Below are 24,861 nucleotides of genomic sequence, written 5' to 3'. Positions count from 1 at the left end.
CTGGTTGTTTCTCTATGAAAAATCATTTTCCTCACTTCCTGTCATTTCAAACATTTCGATGTTTTATGACAAATATATTTCATTTTCGTATCAATGAAACTTTTTACGATAAGGAAACGTCAATTAAGCGTTGGCGAAAAAATGTCGCACTATATCCCGTTTTAAGGTATATTTGTTTTAGTTTGTAATCATGAGAAGAACATCTTTACTATAAAAATCATTGCGAGGTTTAAAATATATGGATCAATCACGAAGCAGACGCAAAGGGAGAAAGCGTTTAAAACCATGGGTGAAAGTCACTCTTTTTATATTCGGTATTCTTTTACTGACAACCGCTTCTGTCACAGGCTATGCCTACTATAAAGTGACAAATGCTGCCAAAAAAGCACAAGTGTCTCTAGATCGAGGCGCACAATCTGTCAAACGGATTGAAGCATTTGATCCAGGAAAAGACAGTTTTTCTGTTTTGCTGCTCGGAATCGACAGCAGACCAGGCGAAACAGTTAAACAGGCACGAAGCGATGCAATGGTCTTAGCGACGATTAACCGCACTAATAAAACCGTTAAATTATTAAGCATTCCAAGGGACTCATACGTCAATATTCCAGGTCATGGTTATGACAAAATTACTCACGCACACGCATTTGGCGGTGCAGATTTAACGGTGAGTACAGTTGAAAATTTACTAGATATTCCGGTCGACTTTGTCATTCAAAGTAATTTCAAAGCATTTGAGGAAATTGTGAATGAACTAAACGGCGTTTCTATTAACATTAAGGATGAATATCTTGTCAAACAAATTCAGAAAGATACAAAAGGCAAGGTTGTGCTTCAAACAGGAACTCATACACTAGACGGTGATCAAGCTCTCGCATATGTGAGAACGAGAAAAGCAGATAGTGATTTAATGCGCGGACAGCGTCAAATGGAAATTTTAAAAGCCATTTTTGATAAATCAAAATCATTAACGTCCATTCCGTCATATGACAATATCATTGATACACTCGGTGATAATGTCTCAACGACCCTTTCTATGAAAGAATTAGTCGGTCTTTTCCCGCTTCTGACTTCATTAAAATCTGTTGATACGATTCAGCTAAAAGGTTCAGACTATCAGCCAAACGGCGTCTATTACTTCCAATTGGATCAAAATCAACTGAATGAAGTGAAAACTGAATTGAAGAAGCAGCTTGAATTATCTTAAACAGAAAGCGTCAGATTGTTGACAAAGGGCTAAAATGATCTTTATTTTAGCCCTTTGTCTTCTTTTCAGCGTGATTGAAAACCTTTGAAGTCTAGGAAGGACGAGTACCGGAGCGGAGCGAATTTGACATTCGGAGCACCAGCGCGCAGGACTGACACAGAATGCGAGGGTTTGTCTACACGCTGAAAGCGTCCCTGTGGGGTGCTTTTTCTTATCTCATCATTGATCATTTGGACATTTTTGTTTAGCCTTGATATAGAGAGGAATCAAATCTCCTCACTCTTTCATGAGAATGAAGGAAATCGTACATACTTTTAAGAGGCTATTGCATGAATGAAGGAGGATTTGACAGCGATGAAAAAAATGATTGCGATTGATTTAGACGGCACACTCTTGAATACAAAAAGTGAAATTTCCGCTCAAAACCGGCAGGCATTGATTCGGGCGAAGGAAGCTGGCTATATTGTCACCATCTGCACAGGGCGGGCGACTTTTGATGTGAAGAACCTTCTTGGCGATTTGGACATTCCAATTATTGCGGCAAACGGCGGGACCGTCCATACCGAAGGATACAAGCTCTTCAGCCGAATCACACTTGATCAAGAAGCTGGGAAACGTGCGGCAAAGGCATTAGTGGAACGGAACATTTACTTCGAGGTATATACTGACGATGCCCTCCTCTCCCCATTTGATGGAAAAGAGAAGCTGAAAGCAGAATTTGATGTGATCAAAAGCGCAAATCCAAATGAGGATGTAACTGATTTATGGGAAGGGGCAATGACCCAATTTAAACAATTTGGCATCAAATCAGTGGATGATATCCGCCAGATTTTTGAGTCGAATGAAGCGACCTATAAATTACTGTGCTTCTCATTTGATATGAACAAGCTGCAGGAAGCACGAAATCTTCTTGCCGAGATGCCTGAGCTCTCATTGACCTCGTCTGGAAAACATATCATTGAGGTGCTGCCAAAAGAGTCAGGGAAAGGACATGCCCTTAAAAAACTCGCAGCCCATTATGGCGTAGACCGCTCCAATATTTATGCGATCGGTGACAGCCCTAATGATCTATCCATGTTCGAGGAAGCAGGTCACCGGATTGCGATGGGGAATGCGGTGGACGTCATTAAAGAAAAGAGCACATACGTCACAAAAGGCAACCATGAAGATGGCGTCGCTTATTTTATTGATCTGCTTTTACAGAATCAATTCCAAGAAAAAAAGACGCTTGTCTAATCAGCGCCTAGTGAGAAGTCCAGAAGTCCGATCTGGTTGTTGATCGGGCTTTTTCTTTATTTTTTGATTCTAACAGCCGTCTCATATTTATCCTTCCAGTACGTACTTGTTTTCATATTAGTAATGACAACACCATTTGAGACGGTCACATGAATGACTTGATTTGATCCTGCATAAATGGCCGGCATCAATGAAGTCCCTTTGAAGAAGACAAGATCTCCTGGCTTAAGCTCCGAACGTTTTACAGGCGTGCCTGCCTTGACTTGTCCTGACGCATAGCGAGGAAGCTCAATGCCAAGCACTTTTTGGTACACGTACTGCGTGAATCCTGCTGTATCAAACCCTTTCTCTGGGTTCGTACCGCCTTTGACATAAGGGACTTCCCCAATATACGTAGCAGCTTTTGATACGATTGGGTCTTCTTTCACTAGTTTCAGCTCAGTTAATCGTTTCGCACCTGTCCATTTCTCGCGCCAATACGATTCGGACAAATAAGAAATCGTCACACTTTCAGAACGGCTCGCATGAATAAAACGATCGCCCCCAATGTACATCCCTACATGAGAAATTCCGGGTTTATATGTGTTGCTAAAAAAGACAAAGTCCCCAGGACGAATATCGTCTAGTGCTACTTTTTCTCCGACCATCCATTGCTGTTCAGCACTTCTAGGCAAATAAATGCCAAGTGATGTTTCAAATAAATATTGTAAAAAGCCTGAACAATCAAAGCCAACCTTTGGATCTGCTGCACCAAACACATAAGGGACACCTAAATATGTCATCGCATCTTTCACAACAAGATCATCAGAGATTTCTTGAGAAACAGGCAGCCGTTTGACCGCATAAAATCGGTCTGTCCAATATTTGCTTTGGCTGACATCTGTTTTCACCACACCTTGACTAAGCGTGATGTGGATGACTTGATGGTTTCCAGCGTACAAAGCCACATGTGTCGGGATCTCTTTTGTTTCCTCAGGACTACGGAAATATACGAGGTCTCCGGGTTTGGCTTTTTCCCATGATACCTTTTCTCCAATCTGATATTGATCGATCACCTTCCGCGGCAAATCAAATGTGCCTGATGTCTTGTACACATATTGAATAAACCCAGATGCATCAAAGCCCGTTTTTGGATCGGTTCCCCCTTTATGGTAATGTGTTCCAATCAGCGTTTCCGCTTGCTCCAAAGGAGACTTTGTTTGAGCAGACACCTCTGATTGGGACATGAACATCAGCCCTACGAGCGCACAGCCTCCAATCAGCATTCCTTTCCATTTCATGATCTTTTCCCTCCTGTCTTCTATAGTTTCGGCATGACATCTTTCATTTTACACCTTTTTTCGACAAAAAAGAGCACGCAAGGCGTGCCCCTTCTATTCACCATGACTCTATTTATTCGCTTCCGCTTTCGACTGCTTTTGCTGCTCGATCTTCTGCATTTCAACTGAGATCTTTTGTTTCTCATGATCTGTCAGACTATCACTAAATTTAAAAGCAGACATAAAGACAAATACTAAAATTAACGCAACAAACGGCCAGCTTGCTTTTAGGAATTTCATTTCTTATCTTTTCCTCCGTTTTCTTTTAATGTTTGAACTTTATCAGCATGATTGACTTCAAAGAAAATGTGTCCGTCTTTTTCTTTCCAATCCGCATTCGTGCCATTGGTCAGCATACGAATAATGGATTTCGACTCAAAAGATCCTGCCTTTACTGGAGCAGGCGTTGCTTCTTTGATATACATTGGGACAACTTCAAATGTCGCTTTTCCATCTTCATTCAGATGATACTGAACAAGGGCAGAATCACGTGTTCTAGACCAGCCTTGGTCAAAAATAAAGTTCCCCAGGCTATAGAAGATCGCCGTTCCATTGTAGACCTCCATTGGCTCAAGGACGTGCGGGTGTGCACCGATGATGATATCAGCACCAGCCTTCGACATCGCTCTTGCTAATTCTCTTTGTCTATCGTTTACTTCATTGTTGTACTCCTGACCCCAGTGAGCATGAACAACGACGATATCTGCCTTTTCAGCAGCCTGAGAAATCATCGGAATAAAAATAGATGGATCGGCTGGCAGAATACCTGCTTTGCGATTCGTTGCTTTAAAATTTTTCCCATACACATCTGTAAAACCGAGTGTAGCGATTTTGACACCGTTCACTTCTTTGTAAGAGATGTTCTGCTTCGCATCTTGGAGGTAACGACCTGCTCCGGTGTAATCCATGTCAGCTTTTTCAAAGGCATTGATCGTGTTGTTCAGACCTTTTTCACCAAAATCTGCCGCATGGTTATTTGCAAAGTTTAATACAGAGAAATTCAAATCCTTCAATGCTTGGACAGACTCTTCATCCGTTTTCAAATGAATATTCTTTTGCGCCGCCTGTTCCTGATCTAATGCAACTGGATGCTCAAAGTTACCTGTTACATAATCTGACACATCAAAATATGGTTTGGCATAGCGAAAGAGATGCTGTTTCCCGTAGCGATCGGTCACTTTCTCTACATTTCTTCCAAACATAATGTCACCGACAAACGAAGCGGTCAGGATGTTTTCTGGATTCTTTTCTACAGTTGGCACTTGCGCTTTCCCGATAAATGTAAATAGAAATGTACAAGCAATGACGATCGGTAAAGCAATCAGTACATGTTTATTCGTCTTTTTCTTTTGATTCTTTGTGATTTTCAGCAGCTTTTCCTGAAAGCTCAATTTTTTATTCATGATTGGACACACCTTATCTTAAAATAGATAGTAAACATACATGATGGCAAATGTTGCACCACTTAGAAGCAACGTGCTTCCAAGGGTAATCGTAAGACCTTGCTTTTGAATCGTATTTGCAATCAAGCCAGGTACGATGATCCCGATTCCGCGAAATTCTGCTATTTCAAATGGGACCACTGGATAGAAGAAATCAAATACGAGCTTTAAGGCAATCCCTGTAATCAGCATCGCAGCAAACTTTCTGCGTCCGTATAAAATCATAAATTTTGATAGACCAAAGCGAACGATGACATACGTAAGCAAGCTGACAGATAAGACGACTAAAATGAAGACTGGCTGGTTAAATACAAGCGCAAGATAACCTGGAACAACTAGCCCAGCTGGTACAATTCCTGTTTTTTCTGCAAAGATTAAACTAAGTAGAACACCTAAAATTAACGAGATATAAAGATCTGATCCGAACATTTTCTATATTTCCTCCTAGCTGACAAGCTGCTTAATTTTGTATTCTTGAATTTTTTCGATTAAAGGTTCAGCGGCGCCATGGATATTGCCGACTCCATAAACCACTCGATTATGAAGCTTTTTCTCAAGCATGTTCATAATTTGTTCTGTAGATTGATATTCAAGGTTGTGTAAGTGGTCAGCCGGAATTTTCCCTTCCTCATATGCCTTCACAATTGGATCAGTCGTTTCACCAATTAAAACAAGATCACTAGCTTCAATATAAGGAAGTACATCCTCCGCAAACTGGATCGTTCTATCTACACGATCCGCACGGCAGTTCATGATAATAATTGGTTCATCTGTTGGATATCCAATTTCTTTCACACGCTTCCAAATATTCAATGTAGATGATGCGTCATTTGCCGCAAATCCATTTACAAAGTGTCCAGGTGTTTTCGCATCCATTAATGGAAGAATTCTCATCGCTCCTGGATCAGGCGGCGCATTTAACATTCCTCTGAATGCCGTATCTTCATCAATCCCTAATGCTTGAGCGACACCAAGTGCAAGCGAAGCATTATCCGGGAAAACCATGTACTCAAATTTCCGTAAATACTCATCGGTAATCTTGGAATTATCTGCAACAATGACTTCCGTGTTGCGTTTTTTCGCAATCTCTTTAAAGAAATCCGTATATTCACTATCCGTAATAACCAAGTGTCCATTGTAAGGAATTGTGGCTGTAAAGGCTTCTGCTATTTCGTCAAGAGTTGGCCCCATTACATCCATATGATCTTCAAGAACGTTTACGATCACGCCAATATTCGCTTGAAGCAGCTCTTCCTGAAAGATAATTTGGTAATCTGGATTTACTGCCATACATTCACTGACGATGGCATTTGCTCCTCTTTCAACTGTTTCTCTCATAACTTCCTTCTGCTCTCCGATATTCGGTCCTTGCGGCTTCCTTTTAATCGGTTTCTCTTCTGGCGTATCCCAATAAATCATTCTTGCATCCGTTCCCGTTGTTTTGCCGACAGTTTTATAACCTGCCTCCATTAAGATACCGGTTGTCAATCTTGTAACGGTGGACTTTCCGCGAATACCATTAATATTGACGCGCACCGGCAGGGCATCGATATTTTTCTGATGACGCTTCTTTTCAATAAAGCCAATCCCTAACATGATGACGCAGGCTATAACGATTAACCACATCGATTATCTACATCTCCTTTTTTTATGAGTGTGATATGTAAATTCAATCAACAGTATATCTGTTCAGCATAAAATCACAATCGGTATTATGTAACATAATCTTTCACTTCCTCGTATGCCAAATTCCTCTAATCCTAAGGTGTAAATGCCTAGCATTCCCTCAAATAAAAAGGCCAAAAGACGGACAAAATTCAGACTGAATTTCTGCTTCATTCAAGAGAAAGCGTTACCATCAATCATCGAAAAATCTTTTGTCCTTTTCTCCCTAAATTTTTTGACAATTATTAAGATGTATTTTGAATCAATGTTTTAAAATCCTTTCATCCCTATAAAATCAGTCATATCAGTGCTTTAAATGAATAGTGCGTGTTTTGGAATGTTTTATCTTTTTGAATGAACAGGTTAGAAAGTCATCCTCAACGGTCAGAATGCTATGCGTTGACCTATGACAAAGGTCACCTCTCAAAAAATCAAGTCATATGCTTATTTTTGGGTCACGAAAAATTGGGATAAGATGTCAAAATTTGATCATTTCGTTATATCTTCTCTTTACGATATTCACTCCTTATGACCTAAACAATGAAACAATATTCATTTGTTTTTATCAAGATTCATCATTTCTTAACATTTTTAATATGATTTTAGTTGAAAGTTGTCGGCTCATGTCATGCATTCCCTAAAGGTGACGAATAAAATCAGCTTCTCCGCTTACACTAAGGTTAAAAAATAATGTGAGAGGAGGCTAAAGATGCCAAACACCAATGAACAAACACGCTTGCACTTTTTATCAGGCAGCTTTGAGGAGAAAATTCGGATCCTGAAGAAAACATTTCAGCAAAGCGGCGATTTTGAATACCGGGAGTTAATGGTGAATGAAACAAAATCAGTCCTGTTCTTTATTAAAACGAGAATTGATGAAGGCAAACTGAACGATTTCATTATCGGCAACTTGTTAGGCCCTCCCGGGAAGCAGAACTATACAAAGTCTCTTAGTACACTTGAAACAGGTGATTTGATACTGATCACTGACAGTATTATTGCAGGAAGCATTGCCTTTCTTGATGAAAATTCCTCGCAGATGAAATTGTTTGCTGTCGGACAGCCGCCGCTGCGCTCTATTTCTGAGCCTTCTTCTGAAAGTATTATTGCGGGTGCACATGATGGATTTGTCGAAAGTTTAGATACGAATTTATATTTGCTGCGTTCACACTTAAATGATCGAAAACTGGCTATCCAATATCATAAGATTGGTACAAAATCTGAAACAAAGCTTGCGACTGTATATATATCTGATATCGCTAATCAAGAAAAGGTAGAAGAGATAAACAAACGGATTTCTTCTATTAAAGTAGACACGCTGCTAAGTCCTGGCTCTATTGTTGAGGCGATTGAGGATGATTCATTTTCTATTTTCCCACAGCTTATTAATACAGAGCGCCCTGATAAGGTGAGATCTGCAATCCTTGAAGGGCGAATTGTGGTGATGATGGATGGCAGTCCGATGGCCATCATTCTTCCTGTCACCTTCTTTAGCTTCTTTCAATCACCTGATGATTATAATAGCCGCTGGATTCCGGCTACGTTTATCCGTGTTCTCCGCTATCTTGCCTGTATCATCGCAGTCGTTTTGCCATCTTTTTACATCGCTGTTATTGGCTTTCATTATGAGGTCGTCCCAGATGAATTAGCCATAACGATGAAAAATTCAATTATCGGTATCCCATTTCCTCCTTTGATAGAAGCGATGCTAATGGAGATCACCATTGAACTCATACGCGAGGCAGGGGTGCGTCTGCCAAAACCAATTGGTCAGACGATTGGAATTGTAGGAGGTTTGGTCATTGGGGATGCCGTTGTAAAAGCAGGACTCATTTCGAATGTCCTTGTTATTGTGGTTGCAGTGACAGCCGTCGCTTCTTTTGTCCTTCCATCCTTTGAAATGACTTTAGCCATTCGAATGCTGCGTTTCCCGCTCATGTTCATGGCATCGATGTTCGGTTTTATCGGTATTTCATTTGGACTGTCTATTGTCCTCATGAACTTATGCCGCTTGGAATCGCTAGGAGTACCTTACTTATCACCAGTTACTCCATTTAACTGGCAGGACTTAAAAGACACGATCATTCGATTACCGATGTGGATGTACAAAATGCGCCCTGTTTATTTAAATCCGCAAAAGAAAGAGCAAATTGAAAATTTGAGAGGGTGGAAAAAGAAAAATGAACAATAAAATATCTCCACCTCAAGCTGTCTTTTTTATCATCCAATCTCAAATTGGTGTCGGTATTTTAGCCCTCCCCCATTTGCTCATGAAAGACATGGGTCACGATGGGTGGATGACGATTATTCTAGCCGGATTATTCATCCAAATCATCAACACCATTTTTATTTACATTATTCATAAATATCCTGACACATCGTTTTTCCAAACGTTAATCAACGTGTTCGGAAAATGGATCGGCCGGACCTTGATCGTACTCTATACGGTATACTTTGCCTCAGTCTGCATTGTTGTTCTATCGATTTTCACAAGAATTCTTGGAATATGGGTGCTACCGCTTACGCCAAATTGGGTCATTGATTTCTTGCTGATGATATCCATTATCTACATCGCAAAGGAAAAATTCACAGCAATTGCCAGGTTTAACTTTATTTTGACTCCCTTTTTGCTCATGCTGTCTCTATTGATGTTTTATGCATTAAAAGGAACGAATATCGACTACCTCATGCCTTTTTTCCAAACAGATTTTTCTCAATTTCAAATTGGATTGAAGGACGTTGTTCTGTCCATGAATGGATTCGAGATGATCCTTATCATCTCTCCATTTATGAAGGGTACCACCAAGGAACGTTATAAGGTCATGACCATTTCTAATATATGCACAACGCTTTACTACCTATTTATTACATTGATTTGTTTTATGTTTTTCAGCCCTATTGAGCTTAATGTCATTCCAAACCCTGTTCTTTATCTATTAAAGACCATTTCATTCGGTGTGATTGAGAGGACAGACTTAATTTTTCTCAGCTTTTGGGTGTTTAACATTCTTGCCACCCTCAGCAATTATCTCTACTTTTGTGCAAATGGCGTATCCAGCATTTTGAAGAAAAAAGAGCATAAAAAATATGTCTATTATTTTGCCATTTTGATCTATGTCGCTAGCTGTTTTCTTGCAGAAGATCATTTTAGAATTCAGCGCTTTAATGACTTTACGACTTTTTCTCAATATTCAGTTATTTATACACTTCCGATCATTATGGCCATCACCATCTTGATCAAACATCGCAAAGGGAAGGTGAAATCACATGCGTCATAAGTACATACTGACGCTGCTTATGTGTATTTCTCTTATATTCATGCCTGGCTGCTGGGATCAGAATTTGTTAAAAAACATCTCTCTTGTCTTAACTTCAGCTGTCGATCAAGGAGAAGAAGACAATGCGAAATTCTCAATTACCTATCGAAAGGTGCAGCAGTCTCAAAGTATGGAGCAAGGAAATACAGGCAGCTATTCAACCACTGTTCTTACAACTGAAGCACCGACTTTAAGAAAAGCAAGGACCAACTTTAGCCGGATTGTCGACCAAAAAATTGATATATCGAAAATGCGGGTCATGCTGATCGGCGATGAATTTGCTCAAAATCGCCTTCTTCCCTATTTAGATATGTTTTATCGAGATCCCAAAAGCCCTTTACTCGCAAACCTTGCTGTGGTTCAAGGGGGAAACTGTGTGGAATTGATCAACCAGCTGCTCAAGGAAAAACTTATTGTGAGCGACTATTTAAACAACTTAATCACTACCGCATCACAGTCCTCCCTAGTAGCACCTAAAAACATTCAAAATGTCCGGTCCAAAATGCTGCAAACGGGAGAGGATTTCACACTGCCGTTACTTCACTTCGATCAATCAAAGAAGTTAATTAGTGTAAAAGGTGTAGCCCTATTTGATAATGAAAAAAAGAAAGGCGAACTGTACGGTCAAGATGCGATTCTGCTCACCGTGATGGACAAGAAAATGGGGAGCTATGCAACCTTCACAAAAAAAGTCAGAAGTGACATGAAATTAAAAGAGAGCAATTACATCACCATTCAAGTAACAGACTCAAAGAGAGACATCGAGATTGTCAATCCTGATCACCGAGACTTAACATTCTCTCTCAATTATGAATTCACGACATCTGTGCTCGAGTACCCGAAAGATAACCTAGATACAGATAAGAACATTGAAATGCTCAACAAAAGGCTTTCAGCCATTTTGACAAAAGAAGCCGAAAAAGTCGTTGCTGCGCTGCAAGAAGCAAACTCTGATGTCCTAAGCCTTGGCAGAAAATATCGAGTAAGACATTATGATGAGTATATGAAAATGAACTGGGTAACCGATTATCCAAAGGTGAAAATTATTCCAAAAATCAAAGTGAATATTAAAAAAACAGGTATTACTAGCTAAGAAAAGGAAGAAGTCATCTTTCTTTTCTTTTTTTATTTTTTTATGATTGTCATTTCAATACTTTCGTGATAATCTATCTATGTAAACGGTTACACATTCACGAAGGGAGGCACTCCATTGGCTACAATTAAAGATGTTGCAAAAGCCGCACAAGTGTCTGTTGCTACTGTTTCACGCGTGCTCAACGATACTGGATATGTCCATACAGATACGAAAACCCGCGTGACACAAGCGATGCAGGAGCTGAACTATTTCCCCAATGAAGTGGCTAGATCCCTTTTTAACAGAGAATCACGCTTAATCGGTTTGATCTTACCTGATATCACAAACCCCTTCTTCCCTCAGCTGGCTAGAGGCGTTGAGGATGAGATTCATGCTCATGGTTTTCGGTTATTATTCGGAAACAGTGATGAAGATCGCGAGAAGGAACTGGCTTACTTACAAACCTTTAAACAAAATCAAGTGGTCGGTGTCATTGCTGTCACCAACGAACCTGAATCGGATATGTACAATGATGATTTACCCGTTGTGTTCTTAGATCGAACAGTGCCAAATGCACCTTCTGTGTTTGCAGATGCTGCAACTGGCGGGAAAATGGCCGCAATGGAATTGATTAAGCGCGGCAGCCGGCAGATCACACTGCTAAAAGGACCTGCCCATCTTCAAACAGCGCGGCAGCGATTCAAAGGTGCACTTGATGTTCTCACTGAAAAAGGTGTCGACTTTCATGTGATGTCTAACGCTTCTTTTTCCTTTCAAGAAGCCCGAAAAAGCGCCAAGGCTCTTTTCCAGCTGTACCCTGAAACAGATGGTATCATCGCCAGCAATGATATCGTCGCAACAGCAGTCATACACGAAGCGCTTCGGAACGGAAAAGCCATTCCAGATGAAGTCCAAATCATTGGATTTGATGATATTCCGCAAAGCGAACTGCTCTTCCCTTCCTTATCAACGATCAGGCAGCCTGCCTATGATATGGGGAAAAAAGCAGCGAAGCTGTTAATCAAATCCATTCAAAAGCAACCAATAGATCAGCCAGTTATTCAAATGCCCGTCTCTTTTATTGAACGAGAGACCACGAGAAAGGTGGATTCACAATGAGTCATATTGTTGTAGTAGGAAGCTGTTCAATGGATTTAGTCGTCACATCGGATAAGCGGCCAAATGCCGGAGAAACGGTTTTAGGCGAATCATTTAAAACCGTCCCAGGCGGAAAAGGAGCAAATCAAGCAGTTGCAAGTGCCAGACTCGGTGCAGATGTATACATGGTCGGTCGAGTCGGTGATGACGCTTATGGTCAGGATATTGTAAGTAATTTACAAGGGCAAGGTGTTCGCACCACATATATGAAACCGGTTACCGAAATGGAAAGCGGTACAGCTCATATCATTTTAGCAGAAGGCGATAACAGCATTGTTGTGGTTAAAGGAGCAAATAACGAAGTCACACCTCACTATGTAAAAAATGCTCTTTCTACGATTGATGATATTGGGATGGTTCTCATTCAGCAGGAAATACCTGAAGAAACGGTCGAAGCTGTCTGTGCCATTTGCAGCGAAAAAAAGATCCCAGTGATCTTAAATCCCGCACCAGCCCGCAAAGTGTCACAGCAAGTTTTAGAGCAAGCTGCCTATATTACACCGAATGAGCACGAAGCAGCTCTTATGTTTGATGGTCTCACAATTGAAGAAGCCCTTCGTCAATTCCCTAATAAATTACTGATCACAGAAGGAAAAAATGGGGTTCGATATTTTGACGGATCGAGAGAAGTTTTAGTCCCAGGCTATCCTGTTAAAGCAGTCGATACAACAGGAGCTGGCGATACATTTAACGGCGCTTTGGCTGTGGCATTAATAGAAGGCAAATCCCTATACGACGCGCTTGCTTTTGCCAATCTTGCAGCATCTATCTCTGTTACAAAATTCGGCGCACAAGGCGGCATGCCAGCAAGAGAAGAATTGGAGAGAAAGAAATGAAAAAAAACGGCATCTTAAACAGCCATATCGCCAAGGTGCTTGCTGACCTTGGTCATACAGATACAGTCGTCATCGCAGACTGCGGTCTACCTATTCCAGAAGGCCCAATCAAGATCGACCTTGCGTTATCGATCGGCACACCGTCCTTTCAGGAGGTCACCTCCCTCCTTCTTCAGGAAATGGCCGTTGAAAAAATCACTGTAGCCAGTGAAATCAAAGAAGCCAATGAGCGAGATCATTTGTTTTTAAAGAAAGCGTTCTCACAGCCGTTACATGATGTAAATCACGAGACTTTCAAAGATATGACCAAACAGGCAAAAGCAGTCATTCGAACGGGTGAAGCCACCCCATACGCAAACTGCATTCTTCATGCCGGTGTCATCTTTTAAAAGGAGGAGCCAGAAATGAACATTGAGATGCATAACATCCATAAGGCCTTTGGAAAAAACACCGTTCTCTCCGGGGTCTCCTTTGACCTCGTCACAGGTGAAGTCCACGCGCTCATGGGTGAAAACGGGGCTGGAAAATCAACTTTGATGAACCTGCTGACAGGCCTTTATTCATTAGATCAAGGAACGATTCAAATCGACGGAAAAGAAACCGCTTTCAAAAATCCGAAGGAAGCTGAGCAGCACGGAATCGCCTTTATTCATCAGGAGCTGAACATATGGCCTGATATGACCGTATTGGAGAATCTATTCATTGGTAAAGAAATCTATACGAAGCTCGGCCTCCTAGACACAAAAAAAATGAAAGCCCTCGCTCAAACGCAGCTGGACCGATTGTCTGTTAACCTATCACTTGATCAAGATGCAGGCAGCTGTTCTGTTGGCCAAAAACAGATGATCGAGATTGCGAAGGCGTTAATGACCGATGCGAAGGTCATCATCATGGATGAGCCTACGGCAGCTTTAACAGACCGTGAGATTGAAAAGCTATTCCAAGTCATTGAATCACTCAAAAAAGAAGGCGTTTCCATCGTCTATATTTCTCACCGTATGGAGGAAATCTTTGCGATCTGTGATCGTATTACGATCATGCGTGATGGGAAAACGGTCGATACGAAAGCCATACCTGAAACGGATTTCCATGAAGTCGTCAAAAAAATGGTCGGCCGAGAATTAACAGATCGTTACCCTAAGCGTACGCCTTCTAAAGGAGATATTGTCCTAGAAGTAAAACAAGCGACGGGAAAAAGACGCTTTCAAGATATTAGTTTCTCAGTCAAAGCTGGAGAAATCGTCGGTGTCGCAGGCTTAATGGGCGCTGGCCGAACCGAAATGATGCGGGCGCTGTTTGGCCTCGATCCTCTTGACAAAGGTGAAATCTGGGTTCACGGGAAAAAGGCTGTCATTAAAAAACCAAGTGATGCCGTCAAGCTCGGCATCGGCTTTATCACAGAGGATCGCAAGGATGAAGGACTCATGCTTGATGCATCCATCCGAGAAAACATCGGTTTGCCAAACTTAGATAGCTTCTCTCCAAAAGGGCTGATTGATAAAAAAAATGAACAAGATTTTGTCGACCTGCTCATCAAGAGACTGACGATTAAAACGGCTTCCTCTGAAATCTCTGCCCGGAGGCTTTCTGGTGGAAATCAGCAAAAAGTCGTCATTGCCAAATGGATTGGCATTCAGCCGAAGGTCTTGATTTTAGATGAACCGACAAGAGGTGTTGACGTCGGGGCAAAACGAGAAATCTATCAGTTAATGAACGAGCTGACCGATCGAGGCGTTGCGATTTTGATGGTCTCCTCTGAGCTCCCAGAGGTTATTGGGATGAGCGATCGAGTGCTTGTCATTCATGAAGGAACGATCAACGGAGAATTAGATCAAACAGAAGCTACACAAGAACGAATCATGACACTAGCTACAGGAGGGAAGTAACATGAAACCACTTACTTCAAATGGACGATTTGACCACATCATGCAAAAGCTTGGGCCATTCTTAGGACTCATCATCCTTGTCGCCATTGTTTCTATTTTAAACCCGGCCTTTTTAGAGCCATTAAACATTTTAAACTTACTGAGACAAATCTCCATTAATGCCCTCATTGCCTTTGGGATGACGTTTGTTATTTTAACTGGAGGCATTGATTTGTCTGTCGGTGCGATTCTAGCCCTGTCTAGTGCTTTGACCGCAGGCTTTATCGTTTCTGGCATGGACCCGATTCTAGCCATTATCGTGGGATGTATCATCGGTGCGATCCTTGGGATGGTCAACGGTCTTTTAATCACAAAAGGAAAAATGGCTCCTTTCATTGCCACTCTTGCAACGATGACCATTTTCAGAGGATTGACGCTTGTTTATACAGACGGAAATCCGATTACAGGGCTTGGCTCTAACTATGCATTTCAGTTATTCGGGCGCGGATATTTCTTAGGCATTCCTGTTCCAGCGATCACGATGCTTCTCACCTTTATTGTGCTTTGGGTGCTGCTTCATAAAACGCCTTTCGGCAGAAGAACGTATGCCATCGGCGGGAACGAAAAAGCCGCTCTCATCTCAGGAATAAAAGTACCGCGCGTCAAAATCATGATTTATTCATTAGCAGGTTTCATGTCTGCTTTAGCCGGTGCGATTTTAACCTCCCGTCTAAACTCTGCTCAGCCAACAGCTGGTACGTCCTATGAGCTTGATGCGATTGCTGCCGTTGTTCTTGGCGGGACAAGCCTATCTGGCGGAAGAGGAAGAATTGTCGGCACACTAATCGGGGTGCTGATCATCGGTGTCCTGAACAATGGTATGAACTTACTTGGTGTATCATCATTCTATCAATCTGTTGTGAAAGGGATTGTCATCCTGATTGCAGTCCTACTAGACAGAAAGAAATCTGCTTAAGGAGGCAGCTGCTATGAAAAAATATCTCATTCTCATCCTGACTCTCTCATTGTTCATGCTCTCTGCCTGTTCACTTGAACCGCCAGAGTGGGCCAAGTTATCAAAGGATGGCAAGAAAAAAGACATCAAAATCGGGCTATCAATTTCGACCTTAAATAACCCATTCTTCGTTTCTCTGAAAAACGGCGTGACAAAAGAAGCGAAAAAGCTTGGCATTGAAGTCGTTATTGCAGATGCACAAAATGATTCAGCCAAACAAACCAGTGATGTCGAAGATTTAATTCAGCAAGGGGTCGACGCATTGCTCATCAACCCAGCGGATTCTTCTGCCATATCAACAGCTGTCGAATCAGCGAATGCTTCAGATATACCTGTCATCACATTAGACCGCTCAGCAGAAAGCGGAAAGGTGGAAGCACTTGTTGCATCAGATAACGTCAAAGGCGGCGAAATGGCAGCTGACTTTATGATCGACAAGCTCGGCAAAGGAGCGAAGGTCGCTGAATTAGAAGGTGTGCCAGGAGCTTCCGCCACACGTGAGCGCGGAAAAGGGTTCCATCAAATAGCGGACAAAGATCTAGATGTTACAGCAAAACAAGCCGCTGACTTCGACCGGACAAAAGGATTGAATGTCATGGAAAACCTGCTTCAAGGAAACCCAGACATCCAAGCCGTTTTTGCCCATAATGACGAAATGGCACTTGGCGCACTAGAGGCCATCCAAAGCTCTGGGAAAGACATTCTCGTCGTTGGCTTTGACGGAAACGAAGATGCACTAAACTCGATCAAAGCAGGAAAACTCTCAGCAACGGTCGCACAGCAGCCAGAGCTAATCGGTAAACTGGCCGTTGGCGCTGCAAACGACGTATTAAAAGGGAAGAAAGTACAAAAGAATATCGCCGCTCCGCTAAAACTTGAACAAAAGAAATAAACAAAACCCCCGACAGCCTCGGGGGTTTTTCACATTATTCTGGTCTTTTGAGCACAAATGACGTACCTAAATGAGCGTAATCATTTCCTGCTAAACGTGCGACTGGCTTTAATTCATTAGTAGAAATATATCCTTTTTCCGCATCATAGACAGCCTCATCTAAATGCGCACACACAACCCGGCCAATGATATGATCGACCGTGATCTCTCCTTCATCATTTTGAAAGGTGAGATGTTGTTCTAACTGACATTCAAAGCGAATGCGTGCTTCCTTGATGCCAGGAACTGAAACAACACTGCTGTTTACTTGATGAAGACGGGTTCGATCCAGCTCACTCTCTTCCTGCGGCAAAGTAGCAGCCGTTTCATTAATATCCTGTATGATGTCTTCATCACTGACATGAACAACAAACTCTTTCCTATCTATGATATGCTGCGCCGTATCTTTCATCTCTCCTTGACGTCGTCCGATGGAAACAGCGATGAGCGGCGGGTGTCCACTGATGACATTAAAGAAACTAAATGGTGCGGCATTTACAACATTTTCTTTTGACAGACTTGTAATAAACGCAATCGGTCTTGGAACAATGGAACCAGATAATAATTTATATGCTTCTTTTCGTGACAGCTGATCCATTTGCAATGTAATCACTTCAGGCACGCCTCCTTTTTATGTAACGACATCATACCATACCCATTTTTCTATGCCATTACTCCGGCTCGGTACGATGCAGGATATGATGGACAAGATGAAATAAAGCAGGATTATGATTTTCTCGTCTATAGGAAATGGTCCATTCTGCCAGAAGCTGTTCATCCTCAATCGACCGATACACAACATCTAGGTTAAATAAACGCCGGGTCGATTTTGGAATGACCGCAATGCCGATACCTGCTGTGACAAGTCCAATAACCATTTGATATTCCGCCGCTTCCTGCACGATATTCGGAGAAAACCCATACTTTTCACATAGCAGAATAAAGTGCTGATAAAGAGATGGCCATGATTCCTTTGATAAAGAAATAATGGGTTCATGACGAATATCTTCAATGCTGACAGCTTCTTTTTTCGCCAGTGGATGATTTTTCGGAATTGCAAAAATACATTCACTTTGTTTCATTAAACGACTGACCAGTTCTTCATGCGGTGATGTGGGATGTAAAAATCCAATATCAATCTCCCCATTCAAAAGCGCCCGCAGCTGCTGCGAGACAGAAAGCTGCTTCAATTCAATACTGACTAAGGGATACAGCTCCCTGAATTCACGTACAACTGGCGGCAGAATATCATACGTCGCGGTTCCAACAAAACCAATGATAATCTTCCCAAGCTCCCCTCTTGCTGTATGACGGGCATGATCAACGGCTTTATCAAGCTGATGCAGCACCCCCCGAACCTCATGTAAAAAGACCTTCCCAGCAGCTGTTAACTCCACCACTCGTTTAGACCGGTGAAACAAAGGAAAACCCAATTCTTCCTCAAACTGCTTAATTTGCTGACTAAGTGGAGGCTGTGTCATATTCAACCGTGCGGCCGCTCTGCCGAAATGCAGCTCCTCCGCTACTGTGACAAAATACTGCAAATGTCTCAGTTCCATCCTTTCACTCCTCGCACACTTATTCGTAAAACATATCAAAACCACGTTAAACATATATTGGAAATTTTATTTTATGAAATGTATAGTAAATCATATCATGAAAATATATTTTCATAAAAAATTTTACTTGCCGAAAGGAGTGCGGGGTATATGAATTCTCTAGCACAACCCCTAACAAAACGAGGAGCAGAGTTGATTGTCGATACGCTGATTGCTCAAGGTGTGACCCATGTTTTTGCGATTCCAGGTGCAAAAATTGACGCGGTATTCGATGTATTGAAAGACAGAGGTCCAAAGCTTGTTCTATGCAGACACGAACAAAATGCGGCCTTTATGGCTGCTGCTGTCGGTCGTTTAACTGGCAAGCCAGGCGTTTGTCTCGTCACATCAGGTCCTGGTGCATCTAATTTAGCAACAGGTCTATTAACAGCAAATACTGAAGGTGACCCTGTTGTCGCAATCGCTGGAAACGTCATTCGTGCGGATCGGCTGAAACGAACACATCAATCACTCGACAATGCGTCATTATTCAAACCAGTGACAAAATATAGCGTTGAAGTACAAGACGTAAGCAATATACCAGAAGCATTAACTAATGCTTTTCGCGCGGCACAAAGAGGTCAAGCTGGAGCAGCATTTATCAGCTTTCCACAAGATGTCGTGACAGAACACACCACACAAACACCAGTGTCTGCTCATCCTTCTCCAGAACTAGGTCCTGCACCGGATGCTCTCATCAGTTCGGCCATCGCCAAAATTCAAAATGCACACTTACCTGTGGCAATTGTGGGAATGAAAGCTAGTCGTCCAGCTGCTGCAAACGCCACAAGAAAATTATTAAAAACACTTGGTATACCATTTGTCGAAACGTACCAGGGAGCCGGCGTTCTCTCAAGAGAGCTCGAGTCTCAATATGTGGGTAGAATCGGCTTATTCCGTAATCAGCCGGGAGATCTTCTCATTGAGCAAGCAGATGTCATTTTGACCATCGGCTTTGATCCGATCGAATATGATCCGAAGCATTGGAATATCAAGCCGCAGCAGCGCCAGATCATCCATGTTGATGACATGCAGGCGGATATTGACCATTTTTATGAACCAACGCTTGAGCTTGTTGGCAATATATCTGAAACCGCCCAACACTTAGCACATGACAGTGTTCCACTTTCACTATGCAAAGAGAAAATAGAGCTCGTCACTCATGTACAGGAACTATTAAACGATATCGAAAAAGCACCAGAAAGAGAAAGTCATCTGTCTCACCCGCTGGATGTCATTCATACATTGAGACACCTGATTCCTGATGACACGAAGGTCACGTGTGACATCGGATCTCACGCGATTTGGATGTCCCGCCACTTCCGCGTCTATGAACCGAACACATTCCTAGTGAGTAACGGAATGCAAACACTCGGCGTGGCATTACCATGGGCAATTGCTGCCTCTATTTTGAATCCAGATGAGAAAATTATTTCTGTCTCAGGTGATGGCGGTTTTCTCTTCTCTGCAATGGAGTTAGAAACAGCCGTCCGCATGAAAACAAACCTTGTTCATCTCGTTTGGAATGACAGCACATATGATATGGTGGCGTTCCAGCAAGAAATGAAATATAAACGCACGTCCTGCGTTGAATTCGGACAGATCGACTTAGTGAAATATGCGGAAAGCTTTGGAGCGACTGGGTTACGTGTAAACTCACCTGAAGAGCTTTCAACCGTCCTTCAAAAGGGTATAGACATAGAAGGACCTGTCATTATTGACATACCGATTGATTATCAAGACAACCCAGACCTCGCCAGTCAAAAATGGCCAGAAGTTTTTCGCGAAACACACACATTGAACGTCAGATAACATCAAAGGAGTGAGCGGATATGGGTATGATGCACCCAATGAATCAACACAGCGACACAAGACAGCATGACAAACAGCAAGAGGTCTATCAAGTATCGACGATGACCTCCCTGCTGGAAGCCGTATACGATGGAGATTTCTCCCTCGCGCATATTCCTGAACACGGTGATTTCGGCATTGGCACATTCAATCAATTAGATGGAGAGCTGATCGGCTTTGACGGCGCATTTTATCGACTGCGCTCGGATGGAACAGCGACACCGGTAACAGATCAAGATTATTCACCATTCTGCTCTCTAGCATTCTTTGAAACGGATATCGTTCATCGAATTGATGCACCAATGACTTCCAAAGAGCTAGAAGAAGAAATTGACCGCATTTTACCAAGTAAAAATGTTTTTTATGCGATCCGCATTGATGGATCATTCAAAAAGGTTCAAACCCGAACGGTCGAAAAACAGGAAAAACCTTACGTTCCAATGGTGGAAGCAGTTAAGTCCCAGCCTATTTTCGATTTTGAGGATATTCATGGAACGATCGCAGGGTTCCGTACACCGCAGTACGCACATGGCATTGCGGTGAGTGGATATCACCTTCACTTTATTGATGATGATCGGCGTGTCGGCGGGCACGTATTTGATTACACCGTTAATCAAGTCACCATTCGAATCTCTCAAAAACGTCATATGAATTTACACCTGCCAAATACGCAGGATTTCTTCCAAGCTGACCTTGATCGAGCTGACCTTGCACAGCAAATAGCCAGTGCGGAAAGCAGCCCAGATAAATAAGATGAAGACACCCCGGTGATACCGGGGTGTTCAGCGTGTAGACAAACCCTCGCATTCGGTGTCAGTCCTGCGTTCCGGTGCTCACGAATGTCAAATTCGCTCCGCTCCGGTACTCGTCCTTCCTAGACTTCAAGGGTTTTCATATCACGCTGAAAAGAAGACAAAGGGCTAAAATAAAGATCATTTTAGCCCTTTGTCAACAATCTGGACACCCCGGTCATACCGGGGTGTTTTTTATACATATCGACTGTTTATCAAACATAACGATTTCATTTCGTTTGTAAATTGAAATTCAATCATTCTATTCGTAATAGAATATGATAGAATATCAACAGAAGAAAGGTGGTCATACGGTGTCAAACGATTATAGCATTCCAGACTTAACAATAGATGAAAGAGATAAACAAATTTTATCCCTATTACACGAGGACGGGCGTATGTCCTATACAGATCTCGGGAAACAAGTCGGTCTTTCACGTGTTGCCGTGCAAGCCCGAATTCAGCAGCTCATTGAAGCAGGTGTCATTGAACGATTCACCGCTGTGATTAACCCCGCGAAGATCGGCATTCATGTTTCTGTCTTCTTTAATGTAGAGGTTGAGCCGAAATTTTTAGAAACGGTAGCCCTTCAGCTTGAGCAGGAAACAGCTGTCACAAGCCTTTACCATATGACAGGACCAAGCAAGCTGCATATGCATGGCATTTTTCAAAATGAACAGGAAATGGAGACATTCCTAACAAAGAAGCTATATCCGCTTGAAGGCGTCGTCAGTGTCGACTGCCAGATGCTCATTAAACGATACAAAAGCCGAATGGGCATGAAATTGTAGACAGGAGTTGAACCATTTGCAATCATATATCGAACTCATCATCGCAATGGTACGAACCGGTTTTCTCGGCTTTGGCGGAGGTCCTTCCGTGATACCGCTCATTCGTCATGAAGCGGTGGTGAAATATCAATGGATCAATGATGACGAATTTGGAGAAACACTCGCCATCGCCAATGCATTACCCGGTCCAATCGCCACTAAGATGTCGGCATACCTCGGCTATCGATTAAAAGGGGCATGCGGCGCAATTGTCGCAACAGCTGCTCATATTTTACCGACATGTCTCGCCATGGTGGCACTTGTCACACTTGTCAGTGTCTTAAGCTCCTCACAAATCATTCAAAATATGATTGGCGCTGTGACACCAGTCATTGCCGTTCTATTAGGCATCATGGCATATGAATTTGCGCAAAAAACGCTAAAAGGCTTCGGGATGATCTTCGGTGTCACTCTGTTCCTTCTTGCATTTATCGGCCTTCAGGTGCTATCCATTCATCCAGGAATCATTGTCATCATCTTTTTATGCTATGGCGCCTTTCATTTCAAACTGAAACATCACTGGAATCGAACAAATAAAGAGAAAGGAGTGTCTTCATGATGCTGATTCTCTTTTTATTCTGGGCATTCTTCTTGTCCAACCTGTTAGGCTATGGCGGAGGCCCTGCATCGATCCCGCTCAATTATGAAGAAATCGTCAATCATTTTCATTGGATGACGAACGAAGGATTCTCCAATATGCTTGCTTTAGCCAATGCACTTCCAGGACCAATCGCTACGAAAATTGCGGCATATGTGGGCTATGATGTCATGGGCTGGCCAGGCTTTATCGTAGCACTGCTTGCAACTGTACTTCCCTCCGCTGTTGGATTGATTTTATTGCTAAAGCTCATTGACCGCTTTCGCCAATCTACTGTCGTAAAAGGCATGACCTTATCCGTACAGCCTGTCATTGCCATGATGATGCTTTTATTAACATGGGAAATCGGTGGAGATGCAGTGAAAGCCATTGGCTGGACTCAATCGCTCGCCATTGCTGCCATCTCATTTTTCTTTATGACCAAATTCAAGATGCACCCTGCCTTTCTCATTGTGGCTGCATTTTTATATGGCGGATTCATTCTTCCGCATTAACGTTAAAAACCGATAACATCATCTGTTATCGGTTCAGCGTGTAGACAAACCCTCGCATTCGTTGTCAGGTCTGCGCGCCGGTGCTCACGAATGTCAAATTCGCTCCGCTCCGGTGCTCGTCCTTCCTAGACTTCAAAGGTTTTCTATCACGCTGAAAAGAAGACAAAGGGCTAAAATAAAAATCATTTTAGCCCTTTGTCAACAATCTGAACCGATAACATCATCTGTTATCGGTTTTCTTTTACATATAAATAGGAGAGACCGGCCTGCGTCCAATAGAATGATATTCGACCCCTGCTCGTTCTGCTGCTTCAAGCGTATGGCAGTTTCGACCATCAAAAATGAGCGGCTGGCTCATCCATTCCTTATAGGCCGAGAGCGGAAAAGCCTGTATATCCGCCCACTCTGTTAATATACAGACCGCATTGGCATCCTTTATCGCTTCTTCAATGGTATGAGCAAAAAAGACTTGATCAGGCAGTTCACGGGTTGCCTTGCGAGCGGCAACAGGATCATAGGCCACCAGCTCCGCGCCTAATTGATGGAGCTCATGAGCGATCGGGATCGATGGCGCCTCCCTCATATCATCTGTATTTGGCTTAAAGGACAGACCAAGAAGTGCGATTCGCTTCCCTTCTAGATTAACCCCCAGCCGCTCCTGAATACTTCGGATAAAACTGGCTTTCTGCTCATTGTTTACTTTGATCACAGCCTTTAACAGCTCAAAATCATGGGACACATGCCCTGCGATTTGGACAAGTGCATTTGTATCCTTTGGAAAACAGGAACCTCCGTAGCCAATGCCCGCCCTGAGAAACGAAGAACCGATCCGCTGATCAAGCCCCATTCCCTGTGCCACCCATTCAACATCAGCACCTGTTTTTTCACAAATCAAGGCAATTTCATTCATAAAGCTGATTTTTGTCGCTAGAAAAGCATTTGATGCGTACTTGATCATTTCTGCACTTTTACGATCTGTTTTCACAACTGGAAGGTGAAAATCAGCATACATGCCCTCTAGCTGGTCTAATACGCCTTTTGTTTCAGCCCCAATCACAAGCCGATCCGCTCTCAATGTATCCGAAATGGCGGACCCTTCTCGTAAAAATTCTGGATTAGATGCGATAGATAACGGCTCATTCCGCCCTAATTCTTGATGAATCAAACGATCGAGTTGATCACCCGTTCCTACAGGCACCGTACTTTTCACCACAAGCACCGCACCCGGCTTCGCTTTTATGCCCATCTCTTTTGCAGCCTGAAACACATACTGCAAATCGGCTTGACCGTCTGCCTGCTGCGGGGTACCGACGGCAATCATTAACACATCAGCCCGCGGGTAGGCTGCCGCTCCATTGACATGAAAATGAATTCGTCCTTGCTCAAGATTCCGTTTCAGCAGCTCTTTTAATCCGGGTTCATACATCGGAGGATTTCCCTGCTTCAGCTGCATGACCTTTTTGCTGTCAATATCAATACACGTCACATCATGTCCTGCCTCCGCTAAACACACCCCCGTGACAAGCCCCACATACCCACAGCCTGCAATCGCAATATTCATGACACCATCAGCTCCCCATACTCCTTATGCTTGTAATGTCATCGTATGCCGGGAGTTTTCTTTCCATTCATAAAA

At 42.6% G+C, this 24,861-nt stretch carries 24 protein-coding genes; 16 read left to right on the top strand and 8 right to left on the bottom strand.

Annotation, left to right across the window (positions count from 1 at the left end):
• Positions 1 to 238: 238 nt before the first annotated feature.
• Complete coding sequence (locus ACSLGF_RS03860) at positions 239 to 1,204, top strand: LCP family protein (protein WP_456002714.1); 966 nt, start codon at positions 239 to 241, stop codon at positions 1,202 to 1,204.
• 354 nt (positions 1,205 to 1,558) lie between these two features.
• Positions 1,559 to 2,440, top strand: a complete 882-nt coding sequence (locus tag ACSLGF_RS03855; protein ID WP_456002712.1) for a Cof-type HAD-IIB family hydrolase — start codon at positions 1,559 to 1,561, stop codon at positions 2,438 to 2,440.
• A 56-nt stretch (positions 2,441 to 2,496) separates the two neighbouring features.
• Here ACSLGF_RS03855 and ACSLGF_RS03850 read toward each other — a convergent pair whose 3' ends face one another.
• From ACSLGF_RS03850 to pgsB, 5 genes are all read right to left on the bottom strand, one after another.
• Positions 2,497 to 3,720, bottom strand: coding sequence for a C40 family peptidase (locus ACSLGF_RS03850; protein ID WP_456002710.1), 1,224 nt, complete (start codon positions 3,718 to 3,720; stop codon positions 2,497 to 2,499).
• 108 nt (positions 3,721 to 3,828) lie between these two features.
• Positions 3,829 to 3,999 carry a hypothetical protein gene (locus ACSLGF_RS03845; RefSeq protein ID WP_456002708.1) on the bottom strand — a complete coding sequence of 57 codons (171 nt, stop codon included), beginning with the start codon at positions 3,997 to 3,999 and terminating at the stop codon, positions 3,829 to 3,831.
• Positions 3,996 to 5,162: a CapA family protein gene (locus ACSLGF_RS03840; protein ID WP_456002706.1), complete on the bottom strand. Its 1,167-nt coding sequence runs from the start codon at positions 5,160 to 5,162 to the stop codon at positions 3,996 to 3,998. Before ACSLGF_RS03840 ends, ACSLGF_RS03845 begins: the two co-directional genes overlap by 4 nt.
• A gap of 18 nt (positions 5,163 to 5,180) precedes the next feature.
• Complete coding sequence (gene pgsC / locus ACSLGF_RS03835; protein ID WP_012011488.1) at positions 5,181 to 5,630, bottom strand: poly-gamma-glutamate biosynthesis protein PgsC; 450 nt, start codon at positions 5,628 to 5,630, stop codon at positions 5,181 to 5,183.
• 15 nt (positions 5,631 to 5,645) lie between these two features.
• The gene (gene pgsB / locus ACSLGF_RS03830; protein WP_191096313.1) at positions 5,646 to 6,827 is read right to left on the bottom strand and encodes a poly-gamma-glutamate synthase PgsB; all 1,182 of its coding nucleotides are present in this window, start codon (positions 6,825 to 6,827) and stop codon (positions 5,646 to 5,648) included.
• A 748-nt stretch (positions 6,828 to 7,575) separates the two neighbouring features.
• On the opposite strand from pgsB, the gene ACSLGF_RS03825 reads away from it, so the two are divergent.
• From ACSLGF_RS03825 to rbsB, 9 genes are all read left to right on the top strand, one after another.
• A complete protein-coding gene (locus tag ACSLGF_RS03825) occupies positions 7,576 to 9,057 on the top strand; it encodes a spore germination protein (RefSeq protein WP_456002704.1) in 1,482 nt (493 codons plus the stop codon).
• On the top strand, positions 9,047 to 10,144 hold the full coding sequence (locus ACSLGF_RS03820; RefSeq protein ID WP_456002702.1) for a GerAB/ArcD/ProY family transporter: 1,098 nt from the start codon (positions 9,047 to 9,049) through the stop codon (positions 10,142 to 10,144). The genes ACSLGF_RS03825 and ACSLGF_RS03820 overlap by 11 nt, the downstream gene beginning before the upstream one ends.
• Entirely contained in the window at positions 10,134 to 11,276 is a 1,143-nt protein-coding gene (locus ACSLGF_RS03815; protein WP_456002700.1) for a Ger(x)C family spore germination protein, read from the top strand. Before ACSLGF_RS03820 ends, ACSLGF_RS03815 begins: the two co-directional genes overlap by 11 nt.
• Positions 11,277 to 11,393: 117 nt before the next feature.
• Positions 11,394 to 12,377: a LacI family DNA-binding transcriptional regulator gene (locus ACSLGF_RS03810; protein ID WP_456002698.1), complete on the top strand. Its 984-nt coding sequence runs from the start codon at positions 11,394 to 11,396 to the stop codon at positions 12,375 to 12,377.
• Positions 12,374 to 13,252 carry a ribokinase gene (gene rbsK, locus ACSLGF_RS03805; protein ID WP_456002696.1) on the top strand — a complete coding sequence of 293 codons (879 nt, stop codon included), beginning with the start codon at positions 12,374 to 12,376 and terminating at the stop codon, positions 13,250 to 13,252. The genes ACSLGF_RS03810 and rbsK overlap by 4 nt, the downstream gene beginning before the upstream one ends.
• On the top strand, positions 13,249 to 13,641 hold the full coding sequence (rbsD, locus tag ACSLGF_RS03800; protein WP_099726452.1) for a D-ribose pyranase: 393 nt from the start codon (positions 13,249 to 13,251) through the stop codon (positions 13,639 to 13,641). The genes rbsK and rbsD overlap by 4 nt, the downstream gene beginning before the upstream one ends.
• Before the next feature lie 15 nt (positions 13,642 to 13,656).
• Positions 13,657 to 15,138, top strand: coding sequence for a sugar ABC transporter ATP-binding protein (locus ACSLGF_RS03795; protein ID WP_456002694.1), 1,482 nt, complete (start codon positions 13,657 to 13,659; stop codon positions 15,136 to 15,138).
• 1 nt (position 15,139) lies between these two features.
• The gene (gene rbsC, locus ACSLGF_RS03790; protein WP_071168464.1) at positions 15,140 to 16,093 is read left to right on the top strand and encodes a ribose ABC transporter permease RbsC; all 954 of its coding nucleotides are present in this window, start codon (positions 15,140 to 15,142) and stop codon (positions 16,091 to 16,093) included.
• Positions 16,094 to 16,106: 13 nt separating this feature from the next.
• Complete coding sequence (gene rbsB / locus ACSLGF_RS03785; protein WP_456002692.1) at positions 16,107 to 17,024, top strand: ribose ABC transporter substrate-binding protein RbsB; 918 nt, start codon at positions 16,107 to 16,109, stop codon at positions 17,022 to 17,024.
• A gap of 34 nt (positions 17,025 to 17,058) precedes the next feature.
• Here rbsB and ACSLGF_RS03780 read toward each other — a convergent pair whose 3' ends face one another.
• Both ACSLGF_RS03780 and alsR read right to left on the bottom strand, forming a co-directional pair.
• Positions 17,059 to 17,676, bottom strand: coding sequence for a flavin reductase family protein (locus ACSLGF_RS03780; protein ID WP_456002690.1), 618 nt, complete (start codon positions 17,674 to 17,676; stop codon positions 17,059 to 17,061).
• A gap of 58 nt (positions 17,677 to 17,734) precedes the next feature.
• Positions 17,735 to 18,622, bottom strand: coding sequence for an acetoin biosynthesis transcriptional regulator AlsR (gene alsR / locus ACSLGF_RS03775; protein WP_456002688.1), 888 nt, complete (start codon positions 18,620 to 18,622; stop codon positions 17,735 to 17,737).
• A 150-nt stretch (positions 18,623 to 18,772) separates the two neighbouring features.
• On the opposite strand from alsR, the gene alsS reads away from it, so the two are divergent.
• From alsS to ACSLGF_RS03750, 5 genes are all read left to right on the top strand, one after another.
• Positions 18,773 to 20,473, top strand: coding sequence for an acetolactate synthase AlsS (gene alsS / locus ACSLGF_RS03770; RefSeq protein ID WP_456002686.1), 1,701 nt, complete (start codon positions 18,773 to 18,775; stop codon positions 20,471 to 20,473).
• Between the two features lie 20 nt (positions 20,474 to 20,493).
• Positions 20,494 to 21,264 (top strand): acetolactate decarboxylase, encoded by a 771-nt coding sequence (gene budA / locus ACSLGF_RS03765; RefSeq protein ID WP_456002684.1) that lies wholly within the window; start codon positions 20,494 to 20,496, stop codon positions 21,262 to 21,264.
• Positions 21,265 to 21,617: 353 nt separating this feature from the next.
• A complete protein-coding gene (locus ACSLGF_RS03760) occupies positions 21,618 to 22,094 on the top strand; it encodes an Lrp/AsnC family transcriptional regulator (protein ID WP_456002682.1) in 477 nt (158 codons plus the stop codon).
• A 16-nt stretch (positions 22,095 to 22,110) separates the two neighbouring features.
• The gene (locus tag ACSLGF_RS03755; RefSeq protein WP_456002680.1) at positions 22,111 to 22,692 is read left to right on the top strand and encodes a chromate transporter; all 582 of its coding nucleotides are present in this window, start codon (positions 22,111 to 22,113) and stop codon (positions 22,690 to 22,692) included.
• The gene (locus tag ACSLGF_RS03750) at positions 22,692 to 23,225 is read left to right on the top strand and encodes a chromate transporter (protein WP_456002678.1); all 534 of its coding nucleotides are present in this window, start codon (positions 22,692 to 22,694) and stop codon (positions 23,223 to 23,225) included. The genes ACSLGF_RS03755 and ACSLGF_RS03750 overlap by 1 nt, the downstream gene beginning before the upstream one ends.
• Positions 23,226 to 23,466: 241 nt before the next feature.
• On the opposite strand, the gene ACSLGF_RS03745 is transcribed toward ACSLGF_RS03750, so the two are convergent.
• Positions 23,467 to 24,786, bottom strand: a complete 1,320-nt coding sequence (locus ACSLGF_RS03745) for a UDP-glucose dehydrogenase family protein (protein WP_456002676.1) — start codon at positions 24,784 to 24,786, stop codon at positions 23,467 to 23,469.
• Positions 24,787 to 24,861: the final 75 nt, after the last annotated feature.

It is taken from the genome of Bacillus sp. A015 (assembly GCF_053851875.1).
The sequence above is the reverse complement of the archived record's forward strand: the minus strand, read 5'-3'. Positions and strand labels throughout refer to the sequence as shown.

Bases quoted from the DNA above. Each gene is read 5' to 3' on its own strand.
- ACSLGF_RS03860 (WP_456002714.1), top strand. From the start codon at position 239: ATGGATCAATCACGAAGCAGACGCAAAGGGAGAAAGCGTTTAAAACCA.
- ACSLGF_RS03855 (WP_456002712.1), top strand. From the start codon at position 1,559: ATGAAAAAAATGATTGCGATTGATTTAGACGGCACACTCTTGAATACA.
- ACSLGF_RS03850 (WP_456002710.1), bottom strand. From the start codon at position 3,720: ATGAAATGGAAAGGAATGCTGATTGGAGGCTGTGCGCTCGTAGGGCTG.
- ACSLGF_RS03845 (WP_456002708.1), bottom strand. From the start codon at position 3,999: ATGAAATTCCTAAAAGCAAGCTGGCCGTTTGTTGCGTTAATTTTAGTA.
- ACSLGF_RS03840 (WP_456002706.1), bottom strand. From the start codon at position 5,162: ATGAATAAAAAATTGAGCTTTCAGGAAAAGCTGCTGAAAATCACAAAG.
- pgsC (WP_012011488.1), bottom strand. From the start codon at position 5,630: ATGTTCGGATCAGATCTTTATATCTCGTTAATTTTAGGTGTTCTACTT.
- pgsB (WP_191096313.1), bottom strand. From the start codon at position 6,827: ATGTGGTTAATCGTTATAGCCTGCGTCATCATGTTAGGGATTGGCTTT.
- ACSLGF_RS03825 (WP_456002704.1), top strand. From the start codon at position 7,576: ATGCCAAACACCAATGAACAAACACGCTTGCACTTTTTATCAGGCAGC.
- ACSLGF_RS03820 (WP_456002702.1), top strand. From the start codon at position 9,047: ATGAACAATAAAATATCTCCACCTCAAGCTGTCTTTTTTATCATCCAA.
- ACSLGF_RS03815 (WP_456002700.1), top strand. From the start codon at position 10,134: ATGCGTCATAAGTACATACTGACGCTGCTTATGTGTATTTCTCTTATA.
- rbsK (WP_456002696.1), top strand. From the start codon at position 12,374: ATGAGTCATATTGTTGTAGTAGGAAGCTGTTCAATGGATTTAGTCGTC.
- rbsD (WP_099726452.1), top strand. From the start codon at position 13,249: ATGAAAAAAAACGGCATCTTAAACAGCCATATCGCCAAGGTGCTTGCT.
- ACSLGF_RS03795 (WP_456002694.1), top strand. From the start codon at position 13,657: ATGAACATTGAGATGCATAACATCCATAAGGCCTTTGGAAAAAACACC.
- rbsC (WP_071168464.1), top strand. From the start codon at position 15,140: ATGAAACCACTTACTTCAAATGGACGATTTGACCACATCATGCAAAAG.
- rbsB (WP_456002692.1), top strand. From the start codon at position 16,107: ATGAAAAAATATCTCATTCTCATCCTGACTCTCTCATTGTTCATGCTC.
- alsR (WP_456002688.1), bottom strand. From the start codon at position 18,622: ATGGAACTGAGACATTTGCAGTATTTTGTCACAGTAGCGGAGGAGCTG.
- alsS (WP_456002686.1), top strand. From the start codon at position 18,773: ATGAATTCTCTAGCACAACCCCTAACAAAACGAGGAGCAGAGTTGATT.
- budA (WP_456002684.1), top strand. From the start codon at position 20,494: ATGGGTATGATGCACCCAATGAATCAACACAGCGACACAAGACAGCAT.
- ACSLGF_RS03750 (WP_456002678.1), top strand. From the start codon at position 22,692: ATGCTGATTCTCTTTTTATTCTGGGCATTCTTCTTGTCCAACCTGTTA.
- ACSLGF_RS03745 (WP_456002676.1), bottom strand. From the start codon at position 24,786: ATGAATATTGCGATTGCAGGCTGTGGGTATGTGGGGCTTGTCACGGGG.